Raw genomic sequence first — 13,378 nt, forward strand, 5'->3', positions numbered from 1 at the left:
TTTCATGGGCCGTAGCGACGCGATTGACGCGATCGGCACCATCCGCATAACGACGCCTCATCACGCCACCATCACGAACACCCGCAGCAGCACCCGCTAACCTGCCTGACAGTCCTTTTCGAGGAATGACGCCATGGTTCAAGCAAGCTCGCATCCCGCCCCGTCCCAAACTCTGGACCCCGACACGCTGCGCAAGATGGATCGCTATTGGCGCGCGTGCAATTATCTGTCGGTGGGCATGATCTATCTGCGCGACAATCCGCTGCTGCGCGAACCGCTGAAACCCGAACACATCAAGAACCGGCTGCTCGGCCACTGGGGCTCGGACCCGGGGCAGAGCTTCGTGCTCGTGCATCTGAACCGGCTGATCCGCAAGCTCGATCTGGACGTGATCTATCTGTCCGGCCCCGGCCATGGCGCGCCGGCGAGTCTCGCGCACTGTTACCTCGAAGGCCACTACTCGGAAATCTACCCGGACCGCAGCGAAGACGAGGCCGGCATGCGGCGCTTCTTCCGGCAGTTCTCGTTTCCCGGCGGCATCGGTTCGCATTGCACGCCGGAGACGCCGGGCTCGATTCACGAAGGCGGCGAACTCGGCTATAGCCTGTCGCACGGCTACGGCGCCGCGTTCGACAACCCCGGGCTGATCGTCACCGTGATGATCGGCGACGGCGAAGCGGAAACCGGACCGCTCGCCACCTCATGGCATTCGAACAAATTCCTCAACCCGATCCGCGACGGCGCGGTGCTGCCGGTGCTGCATCTGAACGGCTACAAGATCGCCAATCCGACCATCCTCGCGCGGATTCCCCGCGAGGAACTCGAAGCGCTGCTGATCGGCTATGGGCATAAGCCGTTTTTCGTCGAAGGCGACGATCCGGACACGATGCATCAGCAGATGGCCGCCACGCTCGAACAGTGCATCGGCGAAATCCGCGCGATCCAGCAGCATGCGCGCGCCAATCACGATGCGACGCGGCCGCGCTGGCCGATGATCGTGCTGCGCTCGCCGAAAGGCTGGACCGGCCCGAAAGAAGTCGATGGTCACAAGGTGGAAGGCTCGTGGCGCGCGCATCAGGTGCCGGTGCTCGATCCGGTCACCAATGGCAAGAGCCTGAAGCTGGTCGAGGGCTGGCTGCGCAGCTATGGGCCCGAGTCGCTGTTCGACGCGGGCGGCCGTCTGGTCGACGAACTGCGCGAACTCGCGCCCGAGGGCGCGCGCCGCATCAGTGCGAATCCGCATGCGAACGGCGGCCTGCTGTGCAAAGCGCTCGACATGCCGCCGTTTCGCGACTACGCGGTGACGGTGAAGAAGCCGGCCGCTTCGTACACGTCGCCGACCGGCGTGCTGGCCAAGTTTCTGTGCGACGTGATGCGCAACAACATGACGAACTTCCGTCTGTTCGGTCCCGACGAAACCGCGAGCAACAAGCTCAACGCGGTCTATGAAGCGTCGCCGAAAACCTGGCTCGCCGATACCGAACCCAGTGACGCGGACGGCGGCGACCTCTCGCCCGACGGCCGCGTGATGGAAATGCTCAGCGAACACACGCTCGAAGGCTGGTTCGAAGGCTACGTGCTGACCGGCCGGCATGGCCTGTTCGCGACCTACGAGGCGTTCGTCCACGTGATCGACTCGATGTTCAACCAGCACGCGAAGTGGCTGGAGAAAGCCAAGCGCGAACTGGGCTGGCGCCAGCCGGTGCCGTCGATCAACCTGCTGATCACGTCGCTCGTCTGGCGTCAGGATCACAACGGCTTCACGCATCAGGACCCCGGCTTTCTCGATGTCGTCACCAACAAGAGCCCGGACGTGGTGCGCATCTATCTGCCGCCGGATGGCAACTGCCTGCTGAGCGTGGCCGATCATTGCCTGCGCTCGCGCGATTACGTCAACGTGATCGTCTCCGACAAGCAGCCGCATCTGCAGTATCTCGACATGGACGCGGCCGTCACGCATTGCACGAAGGGCATCGGCATCTGGGACTGGGCGTCGACCGATCAGGGTGTCGAGCCGGACGTGGTGATCGCCTGCGCGGGCGACATCGCGACGATGGAAGCGCTCGCCGCCGTGCAGATTCTGAAGGAGCGCTTCGCCGCGCTGAAGATACGCTTCGTCAACGTGGTCGATCTGTTCCGCTTGATGCCCGAGCATGCGCATCCGCACGGACTGTCCGATCGCGATTTCGATTCGCTGTTCACCACCAGCAAGCCGGTGATCTTCAACTTCCATTCGTATGCGTCGCTCGTGCACAAGCTCACCTATAACCGCGCGAATCACGAGAATCTGCATGTGCACGGCTATCACGAGAAAGGCAACATCAACACGCCGCTCGAACTGGCGATCGTCAACCAGGTCGACCGCTTCTCGCTCGCAATCGACGTGATCGATCGCGTGCCGGCCTTGCGCGGCGTCGGCGATCATGCGAAGGAATGGCTGCGCGGGCAGGTCATCGAGCATCTCGCGTATGCGCATGCCGAGGGTATCGACAAGGAAGAGATCCGCAACTGGACCTGGAAGAGCTGAACGAGGACGACGATGCATACTGAGGACGCCGCGGCGAAGCAAACGATTCTGGTGCTCAACAGCGGCTCTTCGTCGCTGAAGTTCGGGCTGTTCGCGCAGGCGCGGGACGACGAAGCCCTGCTGCTGGAGGGTAGCGCCGAAGGGATCGGCCGCGGCGACGGCAGCTTGCGGATCAGCGCGCCCGACGGCAGCGTGCTGGTGCAGCGGGAGCACGTGCTGGAGTCGCAAATGGATGCGTTGCGCGAGCTCTCGCAGGTGGTGGCGCAACAGCATCAAGCGCAGCCTGCGGCACTCGGGCATCGGGTCGTGCATGGCGGGCCGCATCTTCGCGCGCATCAGCGCATCACGCCCGAGGTGCGCCGCCGTTTGCAGGACGCGGAGCACTTCGCGCCGCTGCATATTCCACCGGCGCTCGCGCTGATCGACGAGGCAACGAAGATTTTCGGCGGCGCGGCGCATTTCGCCTGTTTCGACACCGCGTTCCACGCGACGCTGCCGCCGCGCGCGGCGCAACTCGCGTTGCCGCGTCGCTATGCGCAGGCCGGCGTGATCCGCTACGGCTTTCACGGGCTATCGTACGAATCGCTGGTGACGCAACTCGGCTCGCAACTGCCTTCACGCGCGGTGTTCGCGCATCTCGGCAACGGCTCGAGCGTGTGCGCGTTGCGCGATGGCCGATCGATCGATACGTCGATGGGTTTGACGCCGACCGGCGGCGTGCCGATGGGCACGCGTTGCGGCGATCTCGATCCCGGTGTGCTGCTGTATCTGATGCGTGTCGAGAAGCTCGATGCGGATGCATTGGAGACGCTGCTCAACCGTCACAGCGGCCTCGCCGGTTATGCCGATGGCGAGAGCGATATGCAGGCGCTGGAAAAACGCGCGGCTGCAGGCGATGTGAACGCGTCGCTCGCGCTCGACGTGTTCGCGAGCGCGGTGCGCAAGACGATCGGCAGCTATGCGGCGTTGCTCGGCGGGATCGATCTGCTGGTGTTCACCGGCGGGATCGGTGAACACAGCGCGACGATTCGCCGGCGCGTGTGCGACGGGCTCGCTTTCATGGGGCTGACGGAAGGCGATCCGGCCGGCAAGGTGAGGGCGCTTCACACCGAAGAGGAAAAGCAGATTGCGCGGCATTGCCGGGCACTGTTGCGAGCCGAGGCCGGCTAACGCTGTCATTGCCCGCTATGCCGCGTTATTTCGCCTTGACGACCGTGTGATCCAACACGCCTGTCACGCCGAACAGGCGCGCCACGTCTTCCAGCGCGGCGGTTTTTTGCTGCGGGCGTTGCAGCTCGCCGTGCAGCGTGATGCGGCCGCGTGAGACCCTCACCTTGACGCAGTGTTCCGGGACAGCCGCGTCCCACGCGAGGCGGCGGGTCGCTTCCGCGGCGATTTGCGCATCGCTCAGGCGCGCGCCGGTGCCGGATTCTTTGCCCGCCTCCCAGCCTGCGCCGGGTAGCCTGCGTTTCGCGACGCGAGCCGATGACATGGGTCCTCCACGGAATGAACGGCGATTGAACAACACTAGCAGATGCGTGGAATTTTGCAGGCGGGGCCGCCATGCATCAGCGATGCGCCGCCTCGCATGGCAAGTGCTTATCCGTGCAGCGGCGGACCCGCCGCCGCTCCTTTGAACGCCCACCCGTTGAACAATGCGCCGCCGAGCATCAATCCGCTCGTGATCAGAAACACCGCAGGCATGCCGAAATGCGCGCCGACGAAGCCGCCCGCGAGCGGCCCCGTCACCTGTCCCGCGTAATTCGCCGAGGTCGCATAGCCGAGGATGTAGCCCGCGGAGCGATCCGGCACGCTGTGGCGGATCACGCTCGTGATCGACGGCAGCAGGCCGGCGAGCGCGAGGCCCATCAGAAAACGCAGCACCACCAGCTGAACGCCGTTCGTGACGAACGCCTGCGGCACCAGCAACGCCGCGCACACGGCGAGACACGCGATGATCACCTTGGGCGCGCCGATGCGGTCCGCAAGACGGCCCACCCGCGACGCCGCCAGCACGCTGCCGAGCGCCGACGCCGACATCACGAAGCCCGACACCAGCGTCACGTGCCGCGCGTCGCGCACGAGCTGGCTCACGTAGACGGTGATGATCGGCTCGATCGACATGTTGGCGAACATCAGCAACGCGGCCGTGAAGAGCATGGCGAGCACCGGCCGCAGGTTCGGCACGCTGGCCCAGCCGGTCGATGTGTCTGCTGCCCCGGTCACGCCGGCCGCGTCGGCGGCGCGCGACTTCGCGCTTGCGCGCTCGACCGGCTGTTCCTTGACGAGCCACGTGGTCGCGATGAACGCGCAGAAGATCATCGCCCCGGCGATGAAGAACGTGTTGCGGATGCCGATCAGCGGCGGCAGCGCGCCGCCCACCAGCGGGCCGACCAGATTGCCCGCCATCACACCCGAGGCGAGCGTGCCGAGCGCCCAGCCGGTGCGTCCGCGCGGGGTCTGCGTGGCGATCATCACGGTCGCACCCGACGCATAGCCGCCGACGAGTCCCGCCAGAAAGCGCAACCCGACCAGTTGCCAGACGTTTTGCGCCAGCCCGAGCAGGGACATCACAATGGCCATGCCGAGGCTCGCGCGGATCAGGATCAGCTTGCGTCCGTAACGGTCGGCCATGCGCCCCCACAGCGGCGACACCAGCGCGGCGGCGAGAAAGGTCGCGCCGAATGCGATGCCCGACCACTGCACGGCGGCCTTCGCCGAGCTCACGCCGAGCTGCTGCACGTAGAGCGGCAGGAAGGGCAGCAGCAGGGTCATCGCGACGATGGTCGAGAACGAGCCGAACAGGCAGACGTACAGGTTGCGCCGCCAGTGCGGCGCGGCGTCGGAGGGCGCGGATGAACTCATCGGGACAGGAGGTGACGCGGCACGCGAAAACGTTGGCGGCCACCGGAGCAAAAACAGGATTGTGCCTGAGCGCACGGAAACCTGGCCGATACCCCACACCGAACGCTAGTATGCTGACGGCTCATGACCGGCGCACCCGCCGCTCGCGCGTCGCACCTTCCTTACCCTGAACAGCAAAGGCTTCGACCATGTCCGACTTTCCCATCGACAACCCGTTTCTCGAATCGCTCGGCGTGCGTCTGACGCAATGGCGCGACGGCTACGCGGAACTGGTCATGCCGATCGACGCGAGCAAGCTCAATCGCCAGGGCGTGCTGCAAGGCGGTGCGATCGCGACGCTGCTCGATGCGGCGGCGGGCTATGCGGGCCTGCATGCGCCGGCGGGACAACCGGCGCGGCATGCATTCACGTTGTCGCTGACCACCAACTATCTCGACAAGGGCCTGGGCGTTTCGGTGACGGCGAAGGGCTTTCTGGAACGCCAGGGCCGTTCGATTTTCTTTTCGCGCGGCGAAGCGTGGGTGGACGGCAAACTGCTGATCGCGAGCGCGCAGGGCACGTTCAAATATTCAAAGACGGCCTGATGGCCGATGCCTGCCGCAAGCGCCACGCAGCAATTCACAGCGCCTTGTACATGATGGTGGTGGCGTCGAGCCGGCCTTCATCGTGCGAGGCTTGCGCATAGCCCGGAATCACGCCGGCGGTTCTGTAGCCAAGCGCGGAATAGAGCGGTTCGGCGTGGTCGCCGGTGCGGGTGTCCAGCGTGAGCAGGCTGCGCCGCAAGTGCCGCGCATGGCGCTCCAGTTCCGTCATCAACGCCCGCGCGATGCCCCGGCGGCGAAACGCGGGATGGACCAGCAGCTTGCGCACCTCCGCGCGATGGCGCTGATTCGGCATCGTGTCGCAATCCAGTTGCACGGTGCCGGCAATCGCGTCGCCCTCGCGCGCGACGAACAGCATCAGTCCGCCCGCGCGCAACGAGGGCAGCACTTTGCCGCGCCAGAACGCTTCGCTGTCGGCGACGCCGTAGGGCATGACGAAGCCGACGCTCGCGCCGTCATGCACACAGGCATGCAGCAGCGCGCCGAGTTCGGGTAGATGCCGAACGAGGTCGTCGGCGGAGAACGGCGTGATGGTGATCGCGCTCATGCTGGCTCACACGATGAAAAGAAGATAGCGGGCCGAACTATCGGCGGGCGTCACGAAGGCGCTCGGGCCGAACAGCAGATAGCGCAGGCAGTCGCCGGGGACGAGGTCGTGGCGCTGGCCGTCGACGGTGATCTGGAGCCGGCCTTCGAGCAGGATCAGATGATGTTCGAGCCCGGGGCGCGGCGAGGCGTCGTACTCGATGCACGCGCCCGCGTCGAGTTCGCATTCCAGCGCCTCGCCCGCGAGCGCTTGCGCGGGCGGCGACACCGAGCGGCGCCGGAAGCCTGCGCCGGCGTCGCTCCAGACCGGTTGCGCGGTGCGCGGCACTCGTGGTGCGAAGTCCTCCTCGACCATGCGCATCAAGCGCGACATAGGCAGGCCGTACGCGACGCAGAGCTTGCCGAGCACGCTCGCGGTCGGACTCACGGCAGCGTTTTCGAGGCGCGACAGCGTGGCGCGGCTGACGCTGCTGCGCGTGGCGAGTTCGTCGAGCGACCAGTTGCGCTCCGCGCGCAAGGCCCGCAAACGCTGCGCGATGCGGCGGTCGATGAGCGTATCGTCGGTGGCCATATTTTCCATATCAGGGAAACTATCTCTAATATGAGAATCGGTCAACGGAAAAAAATGGCGCGCGGGCGGCGCCGGGCGGCTCGTCCGCCGTCACGGAGATTCGTGCGCCTTCGCAACCGCGTGCGTTTATCATAGTGGCCACCAACCAGAACGCGCCGCCTCGCTACGCAACGGTAACGCGCATCATCCACGAGACCCGGCGACTCATGCCGCACCATCATCTATGAACACCACTCCCGACGTTTCCTCCCGTCCCCCGATCCGTGAACTGACGCTGCTCGAGGGGCGCGTGCTCGGCGTGCTCGTCGAAAAGCAGCACACCGTGCCGGACAGTTATCCGCTTTCGCTGAACGCGTTGACGCTGGGCTGCAATCAGAAAACCGGCCGCGCGCCGGTGATGAACGCGACCGAAGCCGAGGTGCTGACCGCCATCGACGGCCTGAAACGATTGAGCCTCGTGATGGAAGGCAGCAGCAGCCGCGTGCCGCGCTTCGAGCACAACATGAATCGTGTGCTTGGTTTGCCGAGCCAGTCGGCGGCCTTGCTGACCACCTTGCTGCTGCGCGGCCCGCAGACGGCAGCCGAATTGCGCCTGAACAGCGCGCGTTTCCATGGCTTTGCCGACATCTCGTCGGTCGAGGCGTTTCTCGATGAACTGGCCGGCAATGAGCCGCCGCGCGTCGTGAAGCTGGCCCGCACGCCGGGAGAGCGTGAGCATCGCTGGATGCATCTGCTGTGCGGCGAGGTGAGTGCAAGCGAGATTGCGCCACCGGGCGGCGAGGACGACACGGTGCCGTTGTCCGCGTTCGAAGCGATCAAGGCCGAGCAGAAGCGGCTCGCCGACGAAGTGGGCCGGCTCCAGGCGGTCGTGCGGCGGATGGCGGCGGAGTTGGGGATCGGTGTCGACGATCTTTGAGTCGATGCCGGAGAGCGGCCGTGCGGCGGTCTTGCGGGAAGACCACGCCCGCGCAATAGACTGTTCGACGCAAGCGATCGTCAGTACGGCATGCAGGCGCCTCAGCGGCGATCGCTCAAGCCGACGGCTCATGCATCGCGGCTGCGCTGAGTGTTTGCCGACAGCATGCGTTGCGTGCGATAGAAGATGCGCGGCGGCACGTTCGGCGAATCCTGAGCAAGCCGGTCGAGCTCGTCGCGAATCGCGGTGAGATAGTGACCGTTGCGTGCGTCGGCGTCGCCGGCGAATACGGCTTCGAGCCTGCGGCGCACGGCGCCATAGCGTGCGCCGGCCGCGCGGTGTTTCTCCGCGCGCTCCGCGTAGCGCAGGAACAGTTTCAACGCGGCGGAGACGGCGGCCGCGACGCTCACGAGTCCCACGAAGAGCCGCTGTTCAATCGACACTGCGCTCAACGTCAGGGACGCGAACACGGCGGTGCCCACGAAGGCGCTCAAGGCGGTCACCAGCCAGCCGACCTGACGGTCGCGCGCCGATAGCAGATCGGCCATGTCGTAGTGGCTCATCTGGGATTCGCGCGCGCGGCGAATCCATTTCAGCAGAAGCTGGTTTTCGTCGATCGGGGGCTCGTAGCCGGGCAGTGTCGTCATGGCGCTTGTCGGGGCGGGTCGGCTGCGCAGCATAAGGCGTGCGCCAGACGACACTGTGCCACATCGAAGCATCGAGCCGGACATCGCGCGTAACCGTGGCGGCAGGTCAGCCGTTCAGCGAGTCAGGCGTCGCACGCGCGGCACCACTTCTTCCGCAAAGCTGCGCATGTCGTGCTCGAACGGCTGGAATTGCAGCATGAACAATTCGATCCCCGCGCGGTGAAAACGGGCGATGCGCTCGGCGACCGTGTCATAGCTGCCGACCAGTCCCGCTGCCGTGCCGCCGTTCGAGCCGACGCGCGGCGTTTGCGCGAAAGTCTGGAACATCACCGCCTTCGGGTCGATGTTCGATTTCTGCTGCGCGCGCAGCGGCGCATCTCTCGCGGCCAGTGCGAACAGATGATCGAGGTGCCGGGTTGCGTCGTCGTCGGTTTCGCGGGCGATCACGAATGCCGACAGGCCGAAACGCAGCGGCGCTTGTGCGGTGGGCCGCTTGCGGGCGCGCAGGTCGGCGATCAACGCTTCGACGTCCGGCAACGGCTGGCCGTTGATGAACCATACGTCGCCTTTGTCGGCGACCAGCTGGCGCGCCGGCTCCGATTCGCCGCCCACGTAGATGAGCGGCCGTTCGCGATACGGATCGGCGGGGCGCAATAGATAGTCGTCCACATTAAAGTGTTCGCCGTGAAAACGCGTGCGCTCGCCGCGCAGCAACGCGTCGACCACGGTGATCCACTCGCGCCCATACGCGTAACGCGCGTCGTGCTCCGCGAAACCGATGCCGGCGCGCTCCAGCTCCGGGCGATTCCACGCATTGACGAGATTGATTGCAAAGCGCCCGCCGCTGATGTGCTCGATCTGCTGCGCCATTTTCGCCAGCACGACCGGGTGATACAGATAGGGCTTGATGGCCGCGATGATTTCGATGCGTTCGGTCAACGCCGCGAGCGCGGCCGACGCGGTCCACGCTTCGAGCTGATCGAAGTCGGGATTGTGCGGATTGATCGTGTGTTGCGCGACGAGCACCGAGTCGTAGCCGAGGCGCTCGGCTTCGAGCACGAGGGCTTTGTTGCGCGCCCATGACGCGTCGTACGGTTCGTCGGGGTCCTGCGGTGCGGCGCGGCTGCCATGAACCAGCGCCCAGACGCCGAAGCGCGGAGGCAGTGTCGACATAAAGCGGAAATCTCCACGAAAAAGCGGTACTTGCGATTCGTTGCGACTTGCATCAAAGCTTTGAATGATGCGCGATGCCGCCGCCACGCGTTCCAATTTCTGTCTATATCGTTCGATGAAATCGGTCTATGGACGTGCCGCGAACTTTTATATATTCAGCGATTGCGCCTACCTTCATGGAATTCTATCGATGCATTTCACTTTCTCCGGCTCTCGCCGCCTGCGGCACCTTTGCGTGTCATTGACGTTGATCGGCGGGGTGCTGTCCGCCGGCCTCGCGCAAGCCAACGAAACGGTTTCGATCAGCTATCAGCGTTCGTCGACGCTGTTCATTCTGCTCAAGCGCACCGGTGCATTGGAGAAGAAGCTCAAACCGCTCGGCTATGACGTGAGTTGGCACGAATTCTCGACGGGCCTGCTGCAATCGCTGAACGCGGGCAGTGTGGATCTGCATGCGGACGTCGCTGACGCGTTCGCGCTTTTCACGCAGGCCGCCAACGCGCCGCTGACGTACTACGCGGAGGAAACCTCGGCGCCGACGGCCCAGGCGATCATCGTGCCGCCGGACTCGCCGATCCGCTCGATCGCGGACCTCAAGGGGAAACGCGTCGCGGTGGCGAAGGGCTCGGGCTGCAATTACCTGTTGCTGAGCGCATTGGCCAAGGCGGGAATGACGATCAACGATATTCAGGTGCGGTATCTGGAAGCGCCCGACGCGCTCGCCGCGTTTCGCGGCGGCAACATCGACGCATGGGCGATCTGGGATCCGTTCCTCGCGGCGCAGCAGCGTGATGCGCAGGTGCGCGTGATCGCCGACGGCACCAGCGGCGTGGCGCAATACAACCGCTTCTATACGGCGACCACCGCGTTCGCGGACAAGCATCCGGACGTGTTGCGCGTCGTATTCGACGAACTGCACACGACCGGCAAATGGGTCAAGGCGCATCCCCAGGACGCCGCGCAGATTCTCGGTCCGATGTGGGGGAACATTCCCGCGCCGACGGTCGAGCTGGCCAATAGCCGCCGCAGTTACGACATCGTGCCGGTGCAGCGCGATCAGTTGGCGGAACAGCAGCGTATCGCGGATACGTATCGCGCGGCCGGACTCATTCCCGCTGCACTGAAGGCGACGGATATCCGGATCTGGACACCGCCAGCGAAGTAACGGAAAGCATTGTTCGGCACATTCCTGTGCCGAACAATGCACGCGAGTCACTCAGTCGAGTGCATTAAGCGGGCGAGACTTCACGCGCGACGCCGAACCGTTCGTTGTGCGCCTTCCCGTTCAGATAGAAGTCACCGATCGCGGCCTCGCGAATGATCGCCGGATTGTGCGACGCGAGCACCCGCGCATTGCGCCAGTAGCGGTCGAAGCGCCGCGATTCGCTGGTGGCCGATGCGCCGCCCACTTCGAACAGCAGCGTGGCCGCCTGCAGCGTTTGCTCGATGACGATCTGCTGCGCCTGAAAGGTCTGGATATCGAGGCGAATATAGGTTTGTTCGTCGGTGCGGCCTTCGGCACGCGCGACGGAAACCTCGTCGATTGAACGCGCCAGCGACGCGCTGATGCTCTGCGTCGAGTAAGCGAGACTCGCGAGGCGGCCGACCACGCGATGCACGAGCGGATTGTCGCGCGGACTCGATTCGCCTGGGATGCCGAAGGTTCTGGTTTTGGCCTGAGTGAATGTCACTGCGTCGCGCAGCGCCGCACGGCTGATACCCGCGAGGTTCGCGACGTGCAGCGCCTGGTAGTACGCGGTCAGCAGGCTGTTGCGGCGCGGTTCGGACGCCTGGTAGCGGCGGTACAGATTGTCGGGTGAAACCGGCACGCGCTCGAAACGTGCAGTCCCGCTGCCGGTCAGACGCTGGCCGAAACCGTCCCAGTCGTCGATGCGTTCGACGCCCGGCGTATCGGCCTTGACGAGCACGCGCACGTCGCTCTGGCCGTCGTGCGCGGTGACGTCCACCCAGTCGGCGTAGAGCGTGCCGGTGGTGTAGTACTTCTCGCCGTCGAGATGCCACGCGCCGTCGGTCTGCGTAAGACGCACGCTGTTGTTGGTCACGCCGGTGCGCTCGGACACCGCGCCGCCGACAATCTGCCCTTGGGCCACACGCGTGAGCCAGCGGTCGCGCAGCGCCGCGTCGCTGTTTTCCAGCAGCGATTCGATAAAGCCGCCATGCACACGCAGGATTTGCGGCAGATTCGAATCGGCTTCGCCGAGGCGCGTGACCAGCGCGAAGAACTGCGTGAGCGAGACGCCTTCGCCGCCGTATTGTCGCGGCACGCGCAGCCGTGTGTAGCCCGCTTCGCGCAGCCACTCCACCGGTTCGTAGGCGAGTTCGCGCTGTTGCTCGCGCTGCACCGCGCCTTCGGCGATGCGCGCGAAGACCGGCGCGAAGCGGCGGGTCAGCGGGTCGTCGCCGAACAGTTGAGCGGCGTCGGCGACGGGATGAAGCGGGCTGTGTTGCGATTGAACGGCTGACATGTGTTCTCCGAAATGAAGCGCGTACGCGGCGCGATCGGAGTACGGTACGGGAGGACGCAGGGCGCCAGCAACGAAGTATTTTGCCGATTCTTAGCAGAGCGCGTGCAATGGATCTCGCATGCACGGCGACGCCGCTTCTACTTCAACGCCGCCACCGTACGCCGGCGTGCCAGCAGCTTCACCGCAAGCAGACAGGTGCCCATCACCGTGAACGACAACACGGTCGTCATCGTGCCGAGCGCGTAGATGACCGGCGTCGTCACCGACGTCGTGAGGCCCTGCAATTCGAGCGGCAAGGTGTTCTGGTCGCCGATCGCCTGCGAGGTGCGGGCGATCTCGTCCCATGACAGCGTGAAGCCGAACATCGCGACGCCGACCACCGAGGGCCCGATGATCGGCAGCACGACGTGCCGGAAGCTCTGCCACGGCGTCGCGCCCAGATCGCGCGACGCTTCCTCGTAAGCCGGATTGAAGCGGTTGAACACCGCGAACATCACCAGCAGGCCGAACGGCAGCGTCCACGTCAGATGCGCGCCGAGCGCGGACGTGAAGAGGCCCATCGAGGTCGTATAGCTATCGGCGAACGATTGATAGCCCCATGCCGACGCGAGGTACTTCACGCCGTTATCCAGCAGCCGGAACGTCAGGCCGATGCCGAGCGAGACGATGATCGACGGCATGATCAGACTCGCCACCGACACATAAAACACCGCCGTATCGCCGCGAAATTTTCGACGGAACGCGAGACCCGCCGCGACCGAGAACACCACCGTCAGCACCGTCACCACCAAAGCGAGCCGCACGGACCGGCCGAATGCGGCCCAAATGTCGATGTCGGCCACGCCGTTGCGCAGCACCGCGAACCAGTGCAGCGAAACACCACGCATCGGGAACGTCAGACCGCCCTCGGGGCCCTGAAACGACAGAATGAAAATCGTGATCACCGGTCCGTACAGGAACAGCACGAACAGGCCGAACAGCAGCGCGAGCCAGTAGAAGCTGGCCGGCCGGCGTTCCCGATGTTTGACGCGAATGGTCTGCATCT

General features: G+C 65.1%; 13 protein-coding genes. 5 read left to right on the top strand and 8 right to left on the bottom strand.

Features of this window, described 5'->3' with window-relative positions; genetic code table 11:
- Positions 1–133: 133 nt before the first annotated feature.
- Together ACZ9H4_RS15245 and ACZ9H4_RS15250 are read left to right on the top strand one after the other, a co-directional pair.
- Positions 134–2,527, top strand: a complete 2,394-nt coding sequence (locus ACZ9H4_RS15245) for a phosphoketolase family protein (RefSeq protein ID WP_476119438.1) — start codon at positions 134–136, stop codon at positions 2,525–2,527.
- A 12-nt stretch (positions 2,528–2,539) separates the two neighbouring features.
- Positions 2,540–3,697 carry an acetate/propionate family kinase gene (locus ACZ9H4_RS15250; RefSeq protein ID WP_476119440.1) on the top strand — a complete coding sequence of 386 codons (1,158 nt, stop codon included), beginning with the start codon at positions 2,540–2,542 and terminating at the stop codon, positions 3,695–3,697.
- Positions 3,698–3,722: 25 nt separating this feature from the next.
- Here the strand turns inward: ACZ9H4_RS15250 and ACZ9H4_RS15255 are convergent, their stop codons facing one another.
- Both ACZ9H4_RS15255 and ACZ9H4_RS15260 read right to left on the bottom strand, forming a co-directional pair.
- Positions 3,723–4,019: a BON domain-containing protein gene (locus ACZ9H4_RS15255; RefSeq protein ID WP_408148081.1), complete on the bottom strand. Its 297-nt coding sequence runs from the start codon at positions 4,017–4,019 to the stop codon at positions 3,723–3,725.
- Positions 4,020–4,126: 107 nt separating this feature from the next.
- Positions 4,127–5,392 carry an MFS transporter gene (locus ACZ9H4_RS15260; RefSeq protein ID WP_408148079.1) on the bottom strand — a complete coding sequence of 422 codons (1,266 nt, stop codon included), beginning with the start codon at positions 5,390–5,392 and terminating at the stop codon, positions 4,127–4,129.
- 188 nt (positions 5,393–5,580) lie between these two features.
- On the opposite strand from ACZ9H4_RS15260, the gene ACZ9H4_RS15265 reads away from it, so the two are divergent.
- Positions 5,581–5,976, top strand: coding sequence for a PaaI family thioesterase (locus ACZ9H4_RS15265; protein ID WP_408148077.1), 396 nt, complete (start codon positions 5,581–5,583; stop codon positions 5,974–5,976).
- A gap of 34 nt (positions 5,977–6,010) precedes the next feature.
- On the opposite strand, the gene ACZ9H4_RS15270 is transcribed toward ACZ9H4_RS15265, so the two are convergent.
- Together ACZ9H4_RS15270 and ACZ9H4_RS15275 are read right to left on the bottom strand one after the other, a co-directional pair.
- Complete coding sequence (locus tag ACZ9H4_RS15270) at positions 6,011–6,541, bottom strand: GNAT family N-acetyltransferase (RefSeq protein WP_408153313.1); 531 nt, start codon at positions 6,539–6,541, stop codon at positions 6,011–6,013.
- Between the two features lie 6 nt (positions 6,542–6,547).
- Positions 6,548–7,120, bottom strand: a complete 573-nt coding sequence (locus tag ACZ9H4_RS15275; protein ID WP_476119444.1) for a helix-turn-helix domain-containing protein — start codon at positions 7,118–7,120, stop codon at positions 6,548–6,550.
- Positions 7,121–7,334: 214 nt separating this feature from the next.
- Between ACZ9H4_RS15275 and ACZ9H4_RS15280 the strand changes: the two genes are divergently transcribed.
- Entirely contained in the window at positions 7,335–8,027 is a 693-nt protein-coding gene (locus tag ACZ9H4_RS15280) for a YceH family protein (protein WP_408148071.1), read from the top strand.
- A gap of 128 nt (positions 8,028–8,155) precedes the next feature.
- Here ACZ9H4_RS15280 and ACZ9H4_RS15285 read toward each other — a convergent pair whose 3' ends face one another.
- Entirely contained in the window at positions 8,156–8,674 is a 519-nt protein-coding gene (locus tag ACZ9H4_RS15285) for an SLATT domain-containing protein (RefSeq protein WP_408148069.1), read from the bottom strand.
- A gap of 114 nt (positions 8,675–8,788) precedes the next feature.
- Positions 8,789–9,847 (bottom strand): LLM class flavin-dependent oxidoreductase, encoded by a 1,059-nt coding sequence (locus tag ACZ9H4_RS15290; RefSeq protein WP_476119446.1) that lies wholly within the window; start codon positions 9,845–9,847, stop codon positions 8,789–8,791.
- 235 nt (positions 9,848–10,082) lie between these two features.
- On the opposite strand from ACZ9H4_RS15290, the gene ACZ9H4_RS15295 reads away from it, so the two are divergent.
- Positions 10,083–11,012: an aliphatic sulfonate ABC transporter substrate-binding protein gene (locus ACZ9H4_RS15295; protein WP_476119448.1), complete on the top strand. Its 930-nt coding sequence runs from the start codon at positions 10,083–10,085 to the stop codon at positions 11,010–11,012.
- Between the two features lie 64 nt (positions 11,013–11,076).
- On the opposite strand, the gene ACZ9H4_RS15300 is transcribed toward ACZ9H4_RS15295, so the two are convergent.
- Both ACZ9H4_RS15300 and ACZ9H4_RS15305 read right to left on the bottom strand, forming a co-directional pair.
- A complete protein-coding gene (locus ACZ9H4_RS15300) occupies positions 11,077–12,333 on the bottom strand; it encodes an acyl-CoA dehydrogenase family protein (RefSeq protein WP_476119450.1) in 1,257 nt (418 codons plus the stop codon).
- Positions 12,334–12,470: 137 nt separating this feature from the next.
- Positions 12,471–13,376 (bottom strand): ABC transporter permease, encoded by a 906-nt coding sequence (locus ACZ9H4_RS15305; protein WP_408148061.1) that lies wholly within the window; start codon positions 13,374–13,376, stop codon positions 12,471–12,473.
- Positions 13,377–13,378: the final 2 nt, after the last annotated feature.

The organism is Paraburkholderia sp. TE9906, assembly GCF_056279605.1.